Source organism: Cupriavidus sp. 05T42 (genome assembly GCF_056396345.1).
Genome location: NZ_JBFTLH010000006.1, coordinates 66,905 through 82,756 on the forward strand (window position 1 = coordinate 66,905; position 15,852 = coordinate 82,756).

Here is a 15,852-nt window from a genome sequence, read left to right on the forward strand (position 1 = left end):
ACGATATTACCCGTTTTACTGGTCAAGGCGGCATGCGTACCCTTCAGGCAATCCCTAGAAGAACTGCTATGTCCACGACCCCTGCCACCCCGCTCACGCTCGCCCCCACCGGTTTCAACCTGTGGCGTATCCGTCTCGTCACTTTGCTGCCGCTKGGTGCCATTGCGGGCTTGGCGCTGGTGCTGGCCGATCATCCCGCCGTGTCCCAATACGGGCTGTCCGCGTTGACGCTGGCGATGTGCGCCGGCATGGTCGCGGCCAATACGATGCCGAAGCACTGGCTGACGCCCCTGGCACCGGGGATGCAGTTCGCGCGCCATCATCTGCTGCGGCTTGGCGTGGCGCTGTATGGCCTGCGCCTCACGTTCGGGGCGATCGCGGCATTGGGCCTGGGCGGCGTCGTGGTGCCGCTCGTGATGCTGGTGGCCACGCTGCTCTTCGGTACGTGGGTGGGATCGGCGTTTTTCGGCCTGAGCCGGCGCGAGGCCATCCTGGTGAGCGCGGGCAGCGCGGTATGCGGCGCGGCGGCGGCCATCGCGGTCTCGTCCGTGGTGCGTACCGATGACAAGCAGACGGCGGTGGCCGTGGCCACCGTGGTGCTGTTCGGCACGGTCGGCATGCTGCTCTATCCGTGGCTCTACGAGCTGGCGACGCAACACTGGCATCTCCCCGTGACGGAACGCGCGTTTGGCATTTTTACGGGTGCCACGCTGCATGAGGTGGCGCAGGTGATCGCCTCCGGCAAGATGGTGAGCGATGCCACCGCTGACGCCGCCGTGGTGGCCAAGATGGTCCGCGTGCTGGCGCTGGGTCCGTTGCTGTTGATCATGGCGCTGTGGCCGCGTGCAAGCGGTGGCGACGCGGGCGGCAACGGCCGTCGCAACTGGCGCGCGCTGCTGAAGTCCGTGCCGTGGTTCGCGCTCGGTTTCGTCGCGGTGATGGCGGTGAACTCTGCCGGCATGGTGCCGGGCGAGTGGAAGCCTGGCCTGGTCGCCCTGGACAACTGGCTGCTGGCCTGCGCGATGCTGGCCATCGGACTCCATACCCGAATCGGTGATCTGCTACGTGCAGGACGCAAGCCGCTGGCGCTCGCCGCGGTGCTGTTTGTCTTCCTGATGGTGGTCGGCGCGCTGCTGTGCGCGTGGCTCGTCTGAGCGCTGCGCTGCGCGGTGTAGCGCGATGGGTAGCGATATGGAGCGCGCTGGTGCGGCCGACGGGACTCGAACCCGTAAGCCCGTAAGAGCGGCAGATTTTAAGTCTGCTGAGTCTACCAATTTCTCCACGGCCGCACGGCAAGCCCGGTATTGTGGTGGCTTCGTCCGCAGGACGCAAGCCAACACGCGCCACTTCGCCATGTGACGTTGCTGTTACCGCCGGTAACAATGTAGAACCCGCCGTTTCACCTCGAAAATCGCGAACCCCTACAATACGAGTTATCAGCTTGACCTAACTCAAAGAGGCACGATCATGAAACGTTGGTTGTTCGCAGCATTCGGTGTAGCCGCCGCGCTGGCGTCTGGCGCTGCAATGGCACGCGTGAACGTGGACGTGGCAATTGGCGTTCCGGGTGTGGTGGTGGGTGGTCCCGCCTACTATGCGCCGCCGCCGCCGGTGTACTACGCGCCGCCGGCTCCGGTTTATTATGGCCCGCCGCCTGTCGTGGTGCGTCCGGCGCCGGTCTACTACGGTCCCCGCTATTACCCGGGTCCGCGCTACTACTACGGCCCGCCGGGATATCGCGGCGACCATTACCATGGTCACGGCCACGGTCGGGGCCATGGCCGCTGGCGCGACTAAGACGCGAATCGCGACCGGACGCAGTGGTGTAATCGTTCAGTAAGGTCGTTGAAAGGCCATCGTCGGAAAAAGCCCCTTCGTGGGGCTTTTTCTATTTCTGCGTGACGCTCTCTTGGCGGCTCGCCGGCGTTTTCTGACATTCGATGGTGGAAGATTGCGCCGGGGAGTTCCCGAAGATTTTTATTGCTCAAAGAATTTGATGCGTCCGCTCAATGCGGCTGGACTTCGGCCTCAGGGTTTCCCCCTAAACTCCTTGGGTGACGCCGCTCCCACAAGCATCCGCCTGATGGCGCGACGCCCGCGACTAACATCAATAAGGGGATTCTCATGAAGATCAAGCAACGCATCGCTGCCGTCGCCGCCCTCGGCGCGCTTTCCGTGCTGTCGGTATCGGCCTTTGCCGCACCGGCCAAGTTCGACGTCTACAGCGGTGGCCAGCGCGTGACCGATCAACGCGATGCCTACACCGATGGTGCCCGCGCCAACGACAAGCGCGATGTCTACACCGACGGCGCACGCGTGACCGATCCCCGTAGTTTCTTCAGCGACGGCGCCTGACCGGCTCGTCTCAACCGGATCCAGAAAAGCCCGCCGCCTGCGGGCTTTATCTTTTGGCGGCCGCTCGACAAGGGCTGCGGGATAACCGTCAAGTCAAAAGTCCTTGTACCGGTCATGTCACCATTGTTGCCCCGGACGGCGCGATATACTGCGGCCTCACACTGATGAACAGACTGGAGAGAGGTATGCAGCAAAAAACCGTACTGACGGCCGATGACGTGAAGAAGTTGCTGGCGGCTGCCGAGGTCGAAGCCAAGGCCAACAACTGGGCTGTCACGATTGTGGTCGTCGACGACGGTGGCCACCCGCTCGGCTCGCTGCGCCTGGACGGCGTGGCCCCGATCTCGGCCTACATCGCCACGGAAAAGGCCCGCACGGCTGCGATGGGCCGTCGTGAGTCGAAGATCTACGAAGACATGATCAACAACGGCCGCTACTCGTTCATGACCGCTCCGCACCTGCAGGGCATGCTCGAAGGTGGCGTGCCCATCGTCGTGAACAGCCAGGTCGTGGGCGCCGTAGGCGTGTCCGGCGTGAAGTCTACCGAAGACGCGCAGATCGCACGCGCTGGTATCGCTGCGCTCGGCGTCTGATTGCACGGCGGGATCGCATTGCGAACCCGCCAATGCAAAAGCCCCGCAGGCGCAACGCCTGCGGGGCGGTATAAAAAGGCGGCATGGCTGGCATCGGCCTGACAGGCAAGGGGTTTGGAAATCTTCCCTGTCAGCGTGTTCCGATCGTCTGGCTACTGCCCAACACCCCGCGAAGGGGTGGTCCCCACAAAAGACTGTCGATTATTTGGTCAGGATCAGCTTGCCGTAGCGCGTCACGCGCAGCGTGTACACGTCGCCGTTATGCAGGATCGGCAGCGTCGTGGCGCCGCGCATGATGGCGTCCAGCGGCACGGCTTGCGCGGTGTTGCCTTCGGCCGGTGCATCGGCGCGCATCAGCGCTTCCAGGCGGGCGGGCAGGCCGGCTACCGCCGACTTCACGGTCTCGATAGCCGACGATGCCGTCGACGGTTCGCGGCGCGCCTGCGAGGCAACCTCGACGCGGCGCAGGGACAGGCGGCGGCGCGTGACTTCACGCGGTTGCGACATCGGCAGGCTGATTGTGCTCATGGTCTTCTCCGTGGAAGCGCTTCACGTAGGGGAAGCGATGCGTGTTGGTTACGATGAAGAAGATCATAAATGAGAATTGTTATCATTACAAGTGATCTTCACTAACCGTTACACCTGTGCCAAGGCCGTCACGGATCGACAGGAAATCGCAACCTGGCTCGCTGCCGGGCGCCAACAAAAAGGGCACCCGGTGAGGGGTGCCCTTCATGTTCGAGGCGGGGGAGATCAGTGCTTCGGTTCCGTGATGAAGCCGATCTTGCCGAGCCCGCCGTGCTGCGCGGCGGCCATGACTTCAGCCACGCGCTCGTAGCGGACCTCGCGGTCCGCGCGCAGGTGCAACTCGGGTTGCGGCTCCTGTTGCGCGGCTTCCGCGATGCGTTGTTCCAGCGCAGCCTCGTCAACTTCCTGCTGGTTCCAGAACACCTTGCCCTGCGCGTCGACCGAGACGTTGATGTTCTGCGGCTTGGTGTCGTTCGGTTGGTTCGTCGCGCGCGGCAGATCAATCTTCACCGCGTGGTTGATGACGGGAATCGTGATGATGAAGATGATCAGCAGCACCAGCATGACGTCGACCAGCGGCGTCATGTTGATCTCGCTCATCACCTCGTCATCGTCACCGTCGAGCGTGCCGAATGCCATGATGCGTTCCTTCTGGCGCGAGTGTCGCGCTTAGTTCTTGACAGCCAGCCGCACCGAGCCGTCGTCGGCCGTGCGGGCGGAGGAGCCCGGGCGCACGCGGGCGCCGGTCACGAAGTAGGCGTGCAGGTCGTGCGCAAAGCGGTTCAGCTTGTTGATGACGCCCTTGTTGCCACGGCTCAGTGCGTTGTAGCCGAGCACCGCCGGGATCGCCACGGCCAGGCCGAAGGCGGTCATGATCAGGGCTTCGCCCACGGGGCCGGCCACCTTGTCGATGGTCGGCACGCCCGAGGCGCCAATGCCGATCAGCGCGTGGTAGATGCCCCACACCGTGCCGAACAGGCCGACGAACGGCGCGGTGGAGCCCACCGAGGCCAGCACCGCCAGGCCCGACTGCATGCGCGACACCGCCTCGTCGATCGAGCTCTTCAGCGAGCGGGTCAGCCAGTCGGAGATGTCGAGCTGGTCGTGCAGTTGCGGCTGGCTGGCGCGGTGGTGCTGCGCCGCTTCCTTGCCGGTCATGGCCAGCGTGCGGAACGGATTGGCATCGCTCGCGCCGAGTGTTTCCAGCGCGTGGTCGAAGTCATCCGAGTGCCAGAAGCGCTTTTCCGCGCCATTTGCCATCTTCTTGAGGCGAACCAGATCCCACGCCTTGGTGAGAATCACGATCCACGACAACAGCGACATGATGAGCAGAATGATGGCGGTCGCTCGCATGACGAAGTCGCCTTGCGACCAGAGGTGGGAGAGTCCGAGGTCCTGCATGGTGGTTCCTGGTGTCAGTGTTTGGGAAAGATCGGAAAATTCCGGGAAATCAGTTCAGCTCGAAGTTGATCGGCTGCTGGGCGGTCACGGCCACGGCGCGGCCATTGTCCAAATAGGGCTTGCAACGCATGCGCTGCACGGCATCCACTGCAGCCTGGTCCAGTCGGCTCGAGCCGCTCGACGTGACCACCGCGGTCTTGACCACGCGGCCAGACTCATCGGTCGTCAGACGAACAACAGCCTTGCCGGTTTCACCCATTCGGCGCGATTGCGACGGATAGGCCACTTGCGGCGGCGAACAGGCGATCTCGCCGATGCCGACAGCGCGCGGCGCGGCATTGGCCGATACGGGCGGCGAAGGCGGTTCGGCAGGCGCCGGCGGGGCAGGGGGGGGCGGCGGGGCTTCGATGGCCGTCGGCGAGGGCGGCAGCGAGGCCACGGGTTCCGGGGTCGGCTGCGGCTTCGGCGGCGTCGGGCGCGGTGTTACCACCTTCACCTGCTTCGGGGGCGTCTGCGGTTGCGGCTTGGGCGGCTCCGGCGCCGGAGGCTGCTTGGGCGGCTCCATCGGGATGATACGGGCGATGATCTCGGGCGCGATGACCGCTTCGGTCAGTTTGCGCGCCAGGCCGCTCTGGATCAGGTAAAGCAGCCCGACGTGGAACAACAGGACAGCAACAGTGATCTTGAGGAAACGTTGATCGAACATGAGAGATACGACAGGTATTCGAAATGGGCAGGCGGCGCGCGTCTGTACTCGCTCACTTGCGATAGAACAGGATCAGCGAGATGCCACATCCGACCAGCAGGCTCAATAGCAATTCCATGATAACGCTCCTGATGTACAGCCACGTGAACCGGAGAAAACCGTGAAACGGGGTTGCTGGGGAGCGCCACTCTTGGGCAGCGTAGCGGCACAGTATAAACGATAATGATTCTTATTTGTTGCGCATTGTGCAATGCAATCGTCGAATTACGATATCCGATTGCGTGAGGTGGGTGCGTGGGCGCCCGCGCGTCGGTGGGTGTCTGCAATGCCCCATCGGCGGCAAACCGCGCTAGGATGGAAGAAAGCAGCGTGATAACAGCGTGACAAACATCGGCAGCCTGGTACTGGTGGCGCCCCCGCGGTCCGGACGCCCGCCAGCCCAAGCGAAGGGAATGGCCATGGACTTCACCCGTTTTGCTGAAGACGACCGCTCGACGCTCCTGCGTGCCGCGCCCGGCGTGGCGGGGACCTCGGCCCTTGACTGGATGTGCGCCCAGTTCGCGCTGCGCGTGGTCTGCGCGCTGGGGCCGCGCTTCAATCTGCGCAGCAATATCAACGACGTGCTGACGGTCAGCGCCCAGGAAATGGTCTGGCCCTATGGCGTGGTGCTGCGCGTCCAGCGCTTCCTGTCCGCGCGCTGCGCGGACATGCCCGCGTGGAAGGGCGCCTCGCGGCTGACCCCAGAAGAGTTCCTCGAGCGGCATGGCCAATGGAATAGCGCCTTCGACGAAAGTGCGCTGTTTTACTATCTCGATGAGTACGTGAAGCACCATGCCAAGGACATGTTCGCCGTGTTCGATGCGTCGGCTGCCGCGATTGCCTCGCGCCTCCACGGCGAGCGGGTGCTGCTGGTGCGCAACATCGACATGCTCAGCCATGTGCTGAACCTGCCCGAGCATGAACGCAAGCTGCTGCTGTATGCCGCGCTGGCCAAGTACAAGCGCGATCTGCGCGCGGTGATGGTCGATTGCAAGGTCGCGCACAGTCAGGAGGCGTTCCAGATCCTGGCCGGCCTGACCGGCGCCAGCCCCGCCGATATCGCTGTTTCACTACGTCCCGGCTCGCGGCTCGAGACGCTGAACCTGATCGAGCAGCCGCTGCCCGAGAACAGCGTCACGGACCTCGGCGACCTGATGCGCCTGTCCGATCGTCTGCTGCACGTGCTGCTCGGCAACTACGCCAGCGACGCGGAGATGATGGCCGTGTTCACGCGGCCCGCTGCGCCGCCGACGCTGGGCACGAGCGACTATCCGCATGTGGAGACCGACGCGCGCTACCTGTCCGCGCTGCTGGGCAACGCCACGCGCCAGAACGCCGCAGGGGTGAACGTGCTGATCTACGGCCCGCCGGGCACCGGCAAGACCGAGTTCGCGCGGCTGCTGGCGCGCGAGGCGGACTGCGAACTCTACGAGGTGGATTGCTTCGACCGCGACGGCAACTCGCTCTCCGGCAAGGACCGCTATCGCTCCCTGCAGGTGTCGCAGGCCTTCCTGCGCGGCCGGCCGCGTACGGCCTTGTTGTTCGATGAGGTGGAAGACGTATTCCCAGGCAGTGCGCGCGAGCTGATGAGCCTGTTCGGGCAGGAGGACACGCGCGGCTCGGTCAACGGCAAGGCGTGGGTCAACCAGACGCTGGAGCAGAATCCGGTGCCGGTGATCTGGATCTCGAATTCGATCCGTCAGATCGATCCCGCGTACCTGCGGCGCTTCCAGTTCCATCTGGAATTAAAGATTCCGCCACCTCTGGTGCGCGAGAACATCATCCGCAAGCATCTGGGCGGACTCGATGTCAGCGACGCGTTCATCGCCACGCTGGCCGCGCGCAAGACGCTGACGCCGGCGCAGGTGCAATCGGCGGCGCGGTTCGTGGAACTGGCGCGCAGCGACGTCGATGAACCCGTGGAGGCGCTGATCCTGCGCCAGCTCGAACACGCCGACCGCGCGATGGGGCTGCGCCCCGAGGCCGAGGCGCGGCCCGTGGTKACGCGCTACCGGCTCGACAACCTCAATATCGAATCGCGCTACGCGGTGGAAAAGATCGTCCAGGCGCTCGGCGCGCGCCAGCGCGGCACGCTGTGTTTCTATGGGCCGCCGGGCACTGGCAAGACGGCGCTGGCCGAGCACATCGCGGCGGAACTGGACCTGCCGCTGATGATCCGCCGCGCTTCTGACCTGATGAGCAAGTACGTCGGTGAGACGGAGCAGCAGATCGCGGCGATGTTCGCGCGTGCAGAAGAGGACGGTGCGGTGCTGTTGCTCGACGAGGCCGACAGTTTCATGCAGAGCCGGCAGCAGGCGGTGCGCAACTACGAGGTGTCGGAAGTCAACGAAATGCTCCAGGGCATGGAGCGCTTCAATGGCATCTTCCTCTGTACGACCAATCTGTTCGACCGGATTGACGAAGCGGCGCTGCGGCGGTTCTCGTTCAAGATCCGCTTCCTGTCGCTCAAGCCGCAGCAACGCGTGACGATGTTCGTGGATGAGGCGCTCGAAGGCGATCCCGCGCGCATGACCGAGACGATCCAGCGCGAACTCGATTCGATGGATTGCCTGACGCCGGGCGACTTCGCCACGGTCAAGCGGCAGTCGGTGGTGCTCGGCGAAGCGCTGACCCCGGACGAGTTTCTGGCGCAATTACGACAGGAACACGCGATCAAGCCCGAGGTGCGGCATCACAAGCCGCTGGGGTTCATCCAATAGCCGGCAAGGCGTCGCCGGGATCAGAGCGGCGGCGCTGGCTCGATGACTACGGTTTCTGCGAGGGTATCCACGTTCAGCAGCGTCGCCGCCATCGCACGCAGGTGCGCGGCGTCGCGTGTGGACGCATAGCGGTCTTGCGGCACCGCATCGGGTGCGGCGGCGAGGTCGTGTTCAACGAGCTTGCGCGCAAGTTGCCGGGCGATGGCACTGCCGGTGTCCACTAGGGCGAGACGATTGCCGACCATCGCGCGGATGGTGTCGKAGAGAAACGGATAGTGGGTGCAGCCGAGTACGAGCGTGTCGGCGCCGGCGTCCAGCATCGGGGTCAGCAGGCCTTCGAGCCGCGCGCGCACCGCAGGGCCAGAGACATCGCCCTGTTCGATACGGGCGACGAGGTCGAGACCGGCCGCGCACAGATAACGGCTTTCGCCTTCCAGCGACGTCAGCAATCGATTGAACTTGGCGCTGCGCAGCGTGTTGGCCGTGGCGAGCACGCCCACCACCTTGCTGCGGCTGGCCGCCGCGGCCGGCTTCAGGCCGGGTTCGACGCCGATGATCGGCAGCGGCAATGTCTCGCGCAGGGTTTGAACGGCATGCATCGTGGCCGTATTGCAGGCAATGACGAGCGCCTTGCAGCCCTGTGCCACCAGCCATTCGCAGACTTGCAGCGTGCGCGCCTCGACGAAGCGTTCGGGTTTTTCGCCATACGGCGCGTAGCGCGAGTCGGCCACGTAGAGCAGGGACTCATGCGGCAGCAGCGCGCGGATTTCGCGCAGCACCGAGAGGCCGCCGAGGCCGGAATCGAAAACGCCGATGGGAGAGGGATTCACGGAAGGGAGGAGAGTGGCGTTCCCCTTCCATATCTATATATGGAAGGGGAACGCCGGCAGGGCCGCAGGGCCCTGGCCGGTTATGCCGCAGCGACCGGAATCTTGCCGATCTTGGCTTGCCACTCGGCGGGGCCGGTCTTGTGCACCGACGTACCCGAGCTGTCCACGGCCACCGTCACGGGCATGTCCTTGACGTCGAACTCGTAGATGGCTTCCATGCCGAGATCTTCGAAGGCCAGCACCTTGGCGCCGCGAATCGCCTTCGACACCAGGTAGGCCGCGCCACCCACGGCCATCAGGTAGGCCGACTTGTGCTTCTGGATCGATTCGATCGCCACCGGGCCGCGCTCGGCCTTGCCGATCATCGCGATCAGGCCGGTCTGGGCCAGCATGGTCTCGGTGAACTTGTCCATGCGGGTCGCCGTGGTGGGGCCGGCCGGGCCGACCACCTCGTCACGCACCGGATCGACCGGGCCGACGTAGTAGATCACGCGGTTGGTGAAGTCGATCGGCAGCGATTCGCCCTTGGCCAGCATGTCGGCGATGCGCTTGTGCGCGGCGTCGCGGCCGGTCAGCATCTTGCCGTTCAGCAGTAGCGTCTGGCCGGGCTTCCACGAAGCGACTTCCTCGGGCGTCAGCGTGTTCAGGTCCACACTCTTCGACGTCTCGGTGTTCGGCGCCCATTCCACCTGCGGCCAGGCCGACAGGTCCGGGGCTTCCAGCTTGGCCGGGCCGCTGCCGTCCAGCGTGAAGTGCACGTGGCGCGTGGCCGCGCAGTTCGGGATCATCGCCACGGGCTTGGAAGCCGCGTGGGTCGGGGTAGCCATGATCTTGACGTCGAGCACGGTGGCCAGGCCGCCCAGGCCCTGCGCGCCAATGCCGAGCGCGTTGACCTTTTCGTACAGTTCCACGCGCATTTCCTCGACCCAGTCCTGCGGGCCGCGGGCGATGATGTCCTGGATATCGATGGACTCCATCAGCGATTCCTTGGCCATCAGCATGGCCTTCTCGGCCGTGCCGCCGATGCCGATGCCCAGCATGCCGGGCGGGCACCAGCCGGCGCCCATGGTCGGCACGGTCTTCAGGACCCAGTCGACGATGGAATCGGACGGGTTCAGCATCACGAACTTCGACTTGTTCTCGGAGCCGCCGCCCTTGGCCGCGACCTGGATGTCCACGGTGTTGCCCGGCACCACCTCGTAGTGGATCACGGCCGGCGTGTTGTCCTTGGTGTTCTTGCGGGCGCCTTCGGGCGGGCTCACGATCGACGCGCGCAGCACGTTGTCCGGGTGCGTGTAACCGCGACGCACGCCTTCGTTGATCATGTCCGACAGGCCCATCGTGGCGCCATCCCAGCGCACGTCCATCCCCACCTTGACGAAGATCGTGACGATGCCGGTGTCCTGGCACAGCGGACGCTTGCCTTCGGCGCACATGCGGCTGTTGGTCAGGATCTGCGCAATCGCGTCCTTGGCGGCCGGACTCTGCTCCAACTCATAGGCACGGCCCAGGCTGGTGATGTAGTCCATCGGGTGGTAATAGCTGATGTACTGCAGCGAGTCGGCGACGCTCTGGATGAGGTCTTCTTGCTTGATGACGGTCATTTTTGTGGGGGAGGGCAGCGGTGAAACACAGCCCGGGATGATACACCGTGGCGGCGCCGGCTGCGGGAATGCATACAGCCGTCGACACCCGGAAAGCGGCACCGAAAGTGGCGAATACGCCATCTGGTGCGAGGGGGAGCGTTAGTGCGCCTGCTGCGGCACGTGCGGTTGGGACACCATGCGGTCCACCCATGCCATGGCCAGTGCCGAAGCCAGGAAGGCCACGTGGATGATCACCTGCCACATGATGGTGTGGTGAGAGCGTTGTTCGGCGTCGATGAAGGTCTTCAGCAGGTGGATCGACGAAATGCCGATCAGCGCCATCGACAGCTTCACCTTCAGCACGCCGGCATTGACGTGGTCAAGCCACTCGGGCTCGTCGGGGTGATTGTCGATGCCCAGGCGCGAGACAAAGGTCTCGTAGCCGCCCACGATCACCATGATCAGCAGGTTGGAGATCATCACCACGTCGATCAGGCCGAGCACCACCAGCATGATCTTGGTCTCGTCGAACGTGGTGACATGGGACAGCAGGTGCCAGACTTCGACCAGGAAGTGATAGACGTAGACGCCCTGCGCGACGATCAAGCCGAGGTAGAGCGGCAGCTGGAGCCAGCGGGAGGCGAAGATGATACGGGGGATGGGGCGGAGCGGGGTGTATGACATGGGGTGCGCAAACGTGAAGTAAATGTCATCAGACAATCAAAGGCGGGTCTGATTGTACCTTGTGCGTCCCATCGTCCAGATGACAGGTTTGCGCTGCGGCACGTGCCGGTGCTAGCCTAGTAGAGCCGGCTGCACTTGTGGCCAGGTTGCGCCCCCGCCTCCCTCCGATCTGATTTGCTGCATCGCAGCACTGCATGCGCCGTCGCGCATGGCGACTCCGTCAGGTTTAAGTAAGCCGCCGGGCGTACCTTCCAGCCAAAAGCAAGCAGTCCTAAGCCAAACAGGAGACAAGCCATGTCGGCCATCGAATCGGTGATGCAGGAGCATCGCGTTTTCCCACCCCCTGAGTCGTTCGCCAAGACGGCGGCTATTCCCAGCATGGCGGCCTATCAGGCCCTGTGCGACGAAGCCGAGCGCGACTACGAGGGGTTCTGGGCGCGCCACGCCCGCGAGCTGCTGCACTGGGACAAGCCGTTCACCAAGGTGCTCGACGAAAGCAACGCGCCGTTCTACAAGTGGTTCGAGGACGGCCAGCTCAATGCCTCGTACAACTGCCTGGAACGCAATATCGAGCAGGGACTTGGCGAGAAAATCGCCATCGTCTTCGAGGCGGATGACGGCACCGTGAGCCGTGTCAGCTACAAGGAACTGCTGGCCAAGGTCAGCCGTTTTGCGAATGGTCTCAAGGCGCTCGGCGTCAAGAAGGGCGACCGCGTGGTCATCTACATGCCGATGTCCGTGGAAGGCGTGGTCGCCATGCAGGCCTGCGCCCGCATCGGCGCCACCCATTCGGTGGTGTTCGGCGGATTTTCGGCCAAATCGCTGCAGGAGCGGCTGGTTGACGTGGGCGCCGTGGCGCTGATCACCGCCGACGAACAGATGCGCGGCGGCAAGGCGCTGCCGCTCAAGGCCATCGCCGACGAAGCCCTGGCGCTGGGCGGCTGCGAGGCCGTCAAGCACGTAGTGGTCTATCGCCGCACCGGCGGCAAGGTGGCCTGGACCGAAGGCCGCGACCGCTGGATGGAAGACGTCTCMGCCGGCCAGCCCGACGCCTGCGCCGCCGAGCCGGTGGATGCCGAGCATCCGTTGTTCGTGCTCTACACCTCCGGATCGACGGGCAAGCCGAAGGGCGTGCAGCACAGCACGGGCGGCTACCTGCTCTGGTCGCTGATGACGATGCGCTGGACCTTCGACATCAAGCCGGACGACCTGTTCTGGTGTACCGCCGACATCGGTTGGGTCACCGGCCACACCTATATTGCCTACGGCCCGCTGGCGGCCGGCGCCACGCAGGTGGTGTTCGAGGGCGTGCCGACCTTCCCGAACGCCGGCCGCTTCTGGGACATGATCCAGCGCCACAAGGTCAGCATCTTCTACACCGCGCCGACGGCCATCCGTTCGCTGATCAAGGCCGCCGAGGCCGACGAGAAGATCCATCCGAAGCAGTACGATCTCTCCAGCCTGCGCCTGCTGGGCACGGTGGGCGAGCCGATCAACCCGGAAGCGTGGATGTGGTACTACAAGAACATCGGCGGCGAGCGTTGCCCGGTGGTCGACACCTTCTGGCAGACCGAGACCGGCGGCCACATGATCACGCCGCTGCCGGGCGCCACGCCGCTGGTGCCGGGCTCGTGCACGCTGCCGCTGCCGGGCATCATGGCGGCCATCGTCGATGAAACCGGGCAGGACGTGCCGAATGGCAGTGGCGGCATCCTGGTCGTCAAGCGTCCGTGGCCGTCGATGATCCGCACGATCTGGGGCGACCCGGAGCGCTTCAAGAAGAGCTATTTCCCCGAGGAACTGGGCGGCACGCTGTATCTGGCTGGCGATGGCTCCATCCGCGACAAGGAAACTGGCTACTTCACGATCATGGGCCGGATCGACGACGTGCTGAACGTGTCGGGCCACCGCATGGGCACGATGGAGATCGAATCGGCGCTGGTGTCGAACCCGCTGGTGGCCGAGGCCGCCGTGGTCGGTCGCCCGGATGACATGACCGGCGAGGCGATCTGCGCCTTCGTCGTGCTCAAGCGCACGCGCCCGACCGGCGACGAGGCGGTGAAGATCGCCACGGAGCTGCGCAACTGGGTCGGCAAGGAAATTGGACCGATTGCGAAGCCGAAGGACATCCGCTTTGGCGATAACCTGCCGAAGACCCGTTCGGGCAAGATCATGCGCCGGCTGTTGCGCTCGCTGGCCAAGAACGAGGAAATCACGCAGGATACGTCCACGCTCGAGAATCCGGCCATCCTCGATCAACTGAAGCAAGCGCAATAAGCGCCCCCGCCCGTGCGGGTTTCCTCCCATCCGATGCCGGCCGCGTGCCGGCATTTTCTTGAGTTCGCCCATGGCTGATGCCCAGTCGCGCTTCCGGCGCCGGCTGTTGCTCTACTACGGTCTGTTCACGCTCGGGCTGTTCGGCTTCATCGGCATGATGGGGCTGCTCGAGCATTCCAACGCCGACGCGCTGTGGCTCGGCTATGTCTTCCTGTTCGTCACAATTGCGATCTACGCCTGCATCGGCCTGATCTGCCGCACCTCGGACCTCAACGAGTATTACGTGGCGGGGCGACGGGTGCCGGCGCTGTTCAACGGCATGGCCATCGCCGCGGACTGGATGAGCGCGGCGTCGTTCATCGGCCTGGCCGGCATCCTGTTCGCCTCCGGCTACGAGGGGCTGGCCTACGTGATGGGCTGGACCGGCGGCTACTGCCTGGTGGCGTTCCTGTTGGCGCCGTATCTGCGCAAATATGGCGGCTATACGATCCCGGACTTCCTCGCGGCGCGCTACGGCAACGGCAAGCCCGGCGGCAACCTGCCGGTGCGGGCGATTGCGGTGCTGGCGGCCTCGCTGTGCTCCTTCGTCTATCTGGTGGCGCAGATCCAGGGCGTGGGGCTGATCGTCACGCGCTTTATCGGCGTGGAGTTCGCCGTGGGGGTGTTCTTCGGGCTTGCCGGCATCCTGGTCTGCTCGTTCCTGGGCGGCATGCGGGCGGTCACGTGGACCCAGGTGGCGCAGTACATCATGCTGATTGTGGCGTTTTTGCTAACCGTGTCGATGATTGCGTGGAAGCATCATCGCGAGGCGCTGCCGCAGGTCAGCTATGGCTCGCTGCTGGGCCAGATCGAACAGGCCGAGAAGCGGCTGGAGCACGATCCCGCGGAGCGGCAGGTGCGGGAGTTGTTTCGCCAGCAGGCGGTGATGCTGCAGGAGCGCATCGCGCGGCTGCCGCAGTCATTCGACGAAGAACGGCGCGTGCTGGACGATCGGCTCCAGGAACTGCGCACGCGCAACGCGCCGCTGCGCGAGATCAAGAGCGTGGAGCGCGAGCGGCTGGCGTTTCCCGTGGATGTCGCCGACGCCCAGCAGCAGTGGAGCCAGATGCGGGAGGAGGCGCTGGCGCGCAGCCATGCCGCCACGCCATCGACCGAGCCTTACCCGGCGGCGTCCGAGGCGGAGCGGAAGACCAAGCGGCTCAACTTCGTCCTGCTGGTGTTCTGCCTGATGCTCGGCACGGCCAGCCTGCCGCACATCCTGACGCGGCTGTACACCACGCCGTCGGTCCGGGAAACGCGCAATTCGGTGGCCTGGGCCGTGTTTTTCATCGCGCTACTCTATGTGTCGGCACCCACGCTGGCGGCGCTGGTCAAGGCCGAGTTCTTCCAGCACCTGGTCGGCACGCCGTTCGCGGAGCTGCCGCAGTGGGTGGTGCAATGGCGCAAGGTCGACCCGCCCGTGTTCGGCATCCGCGATGTGAATGGCGACGGCATCGTCCAGTGGGCGGAAATCCTGATCCAGCCGGACATGATTGTGCTGGCGGCGCCCGAGATCGCCGGGCTGCCGTACGTGATCTCGGGGCTGGTGGCGGCCGGCGCGCTGGCGGCGGCGCTGTCCACGGCGGACGGGTTGTTACTGACGATTGCCAACGCGCTGTCGCACGACGTCTACTACCACATGATCGACCGCCAGGCGAGCCACCAGCGCCGCGTGACGACCGCCAAGATCGTGCTGCTGGCGGTGGCGCTGTTCGCCTCCTACGTGACCTCGCTGCGGCCTGGCAACATCCTGTTCCTGGTGGGGGCGGCCTTCTCGCTGGCGGCGTCGAGCTTCTTCCCGGTGCTGGTCCTGGCCATCTTCTGGCGCCGAACCACGGCGGCCGGGGCGGTGGCGGGCATGGCCACCGGGCTGGGCGTGGCGATGTACTACATCTTCGTCAACTACCCGTTCTTCACGAAGATGACCGGAATCTTCGGCAACCGCTGGTTCGGCGTGGACCCGATCGCCTCCGGCGCCTTCGGCGTGCCGGCCGGGTTTGCCGTGGCCATCCTCGTGAGCCTGGTCACGCCGAGGAACGCACCGGTCATCGACCGGCTCGTCAATTACCTGCGAAAAGGGTAGGGCAGGTCACA

The 15,852-nt window shown here is 64.8% G+C and carries 14 protein-coding genes and 1 tRNA gene; 7 read left to right on the forward strand and 8 right to left on the reverse strand.

Annotated elements, in window-relative coordinates; translation table 11 throughout:
* Nucleotides 1–68 precede the first annotated feature (68 nt).
* Nucleotides 69–1,154: a YeiH family protein gene (locus AC1EJR_RS09970; protein WP_092289976.1), complete on the forward strand. Its 1,086-nt coding sequence runs from the start codon at nucleotides 69–71 to the stop codon at nucleotides 1,152–1,154.
* Between the two features lie 48 nt (nucleotides 1,155–1,202).
* Here the strand turns inward: AC1EJR_RS09970 and AC1EJR_RS09975 are convergent.
* Nucleotides 1,203–1,289: transfer RNA gene (locus tag AC1EJR_RS09975), tRNA-Leu, on the reverse strand.
* A gap of 178 nt (nucleotides 1,290–1,467) precedes the next feature.
* Between AC1EJR_RS09975 and AC1EJR_RS09980 the strand changes: the two genes are divergently transcribed.
* The 3 genes from AC1EJR_RS09980 to AC1EJR_RS09990 all read left to right on the forward strand — a co-directional run bounded on the left by AC1EJR_RS09980 (nucleotide 1,468) and on the right by AC1EJR_RS09990 (nucleotide 2,948).
* Nucleotides 1,468–1,797 carry a hypothetical protein gene (locus AC1EJR_RS09980; protein ID WP_092289968.1) on the forward strand — a complete coding sequence of 110 codons (330 nt, stop codon included), beginning with the start codon at nucleotides 1,468–1,470 and terminating at the stop codon, nucleotides 1,795–1,797.
* A 327-nt stretch (nucleotides 1,798–2,124) separates the two neighbouring features.
* Complete coding sequence (locus AC1EJR_RS09985) at nucleotides 2,125–2,355, forward strand: hypothetical protein (RefSeq protein WP_477113294.1); 231 nt, start codon at nucleotides 2,125–2,127, stop codon at nucleotides 2,353–2,355.
* Between the two features lie 185 nt (nucleotides 2,356–2,540).
* Nucleotides 2,541–2,948 carry a heme-binding protein gene (locus AC1EJR_RS09990; RefSeq protein ID WP_092289966.1) on the forward strand — a complete coding sequence of 136 codons (408 nt, stop codon included), beginning with the start codon at nucleotides 2,541–2,543 and terminating at the stop codon, nucleotides 2,946–2,948.
* Between the two features lie 201 nt (nucleotides 2,949–3,149).
* On the opposite strand, the gene AC1EJR_RS09995 is transcribed toward AC1EJR_RS09990, so the two are convergent.
* From AC1EJR_RS09995 to AC1EJR_RS10010, 4 genes are all read right to left on the reverse strand, one after another.
* Nucleotides 3,150–3,476 (reverse strand): hemin uptake protein HemP, encoded by a 327-nt coding sequence (locus AC1EJR_RS09995; RefSeq protein WP_092289965.1) that lies wholly within the window; start codon nucleotides 3,474–3,476, stop codon nucleotides 3,150–3,152.
* Nucleotides 3,477–3,701: 225 nt separating this feature from the next.
* Complete coding sequence (locus AC1EJR_RS10000; protein WP_092289964.1) at nucleotides 3,702–4,115, reverse strand: ExbD/TolR family protein; 414 nt, start codon at nucleotides 4,113–4,115, stop codon at nucleotides 3,702–3,704.
* A gap of 30 nt (nucleotides 4,116–4,145) precedes the next feature.
* On the reverse strand, nucleotides 4,146–4,877 hold the full coding sequence (locus AC1EJR_RS10005) for a MotA/TolQ/ExbB proton channel family protein (protein WP_092289963.1): 732 nt from the start codon (nucleotides 4,875–4,877) through the stop codon (nucleotides 4,146–4,148).
* 49 nt (nucleotides 4,878–4,926) lie between these two features.
* Nucleotides 4,927–5,583 (reverse strand): energy transducer TonB, encoded by a 657-nt coding sequence (locus AC1EJR_RS10010; RefSeq protein ID WP_441590526.1) that lies wholly within the window; start codon nucleotides 5,581–5,583, stop codon nucleotides 4,927–4,929.
* 458 nt (nucleotides 5,584–6,041) lie between these two features.
* Between AC1EJR_RS10010 and AC1EJR_RS10015 the strand changes: the two genes are divergently transcribed.
* Nucleotides 6,042–8,342, forward strand: a complete 2,301-nt coding sequence (locus AC1EJR_RS10015; RefSeq protein ID WP_092289959.1) for an AAA family ATPase — start codon at nucleotides 6,042–6,044, stop codon at nucleotides 8,340–8,342.
* Between the two features lie 20 nt (nucleotides 8,343–8,362).
* Here AC1EJR_RS10015 and murI read toward each other — a convergent pair whose 3' ends face one another.
* From murI to AC1EJR_RS10030, 3 genes are all read right to left on the reverse strand, one after another.
* Nucleotides 8,363–9,172, reverse strand: a complete 810-nt coding sequence (gene murI, locus AC1EJR_RS10020; protein ID WP_477147003.1) for a glutamate racemase — start codon at nucleotides 9,170–9,172, stop codon at nucleotides 8,363–8,365.
* 80 nt (nucleotides 9,173–9,252) lie between these two features.
* Nucleotides 9,253–10,776 carry a fumarate hydratase gene (locus AC1EJR_RS10025; protein ID WP_092289955.1) on the reverse strand — a complete coding sequence of 508 codons (1,524 nt, stop codon included), beginning with the start codon at nucleotides 10,774–10,776 and terminating at the stop codon, nucleotides 9,253–9,255.
* Nucleotides 10,777–10,917: 141 nt separating this feature from the next.
* Nucleotides 10,918–11,442: a TIGR00645 family protein gene (locus AC1EJR_RS10030; protein WP_092289953.1), complete on the reverse strand. Its 525-nt coding sequence runs from the start codon at nucleotides 11,440–11,442 to the stop codon at nucleotides 10,918–10,920.
* Nucleotides 11,443–11,736: 294 nt separating this feature from the next.
* Here AC1EJR_RS10030 and acs point away from each other — a divergent pair, with 294 nt between their 5' ends.
* A complete protein-coding gene (gene acs / locus AC1EJR_RS10035; RefSeq protein WP_092289952.1) occupies nucleotides 11,737–13,719 on the forward strand; it encodes an acetate--CoA ligase in 1,983 nt (660 codons plus the stop codon).
* A gap of 70 nt (nucleotides 13,720–13,789) precedes the next feature.
* Nucleotides 13,790–15,841 (forward strand): VC_2705 family sodium/solute symporter, encoded by a 2,052-nt coding sequence (locus AC1EJR_RS10040; protein ID WP_477104899.1) that lies wholly within the window; start codon nucleotides 13,790–13,792, stop codon nucleotides 15,839–15,841.
* The last annotated feature ends 11 nt before the right edge of the window (nucleotides 15,842–15,852 follow it).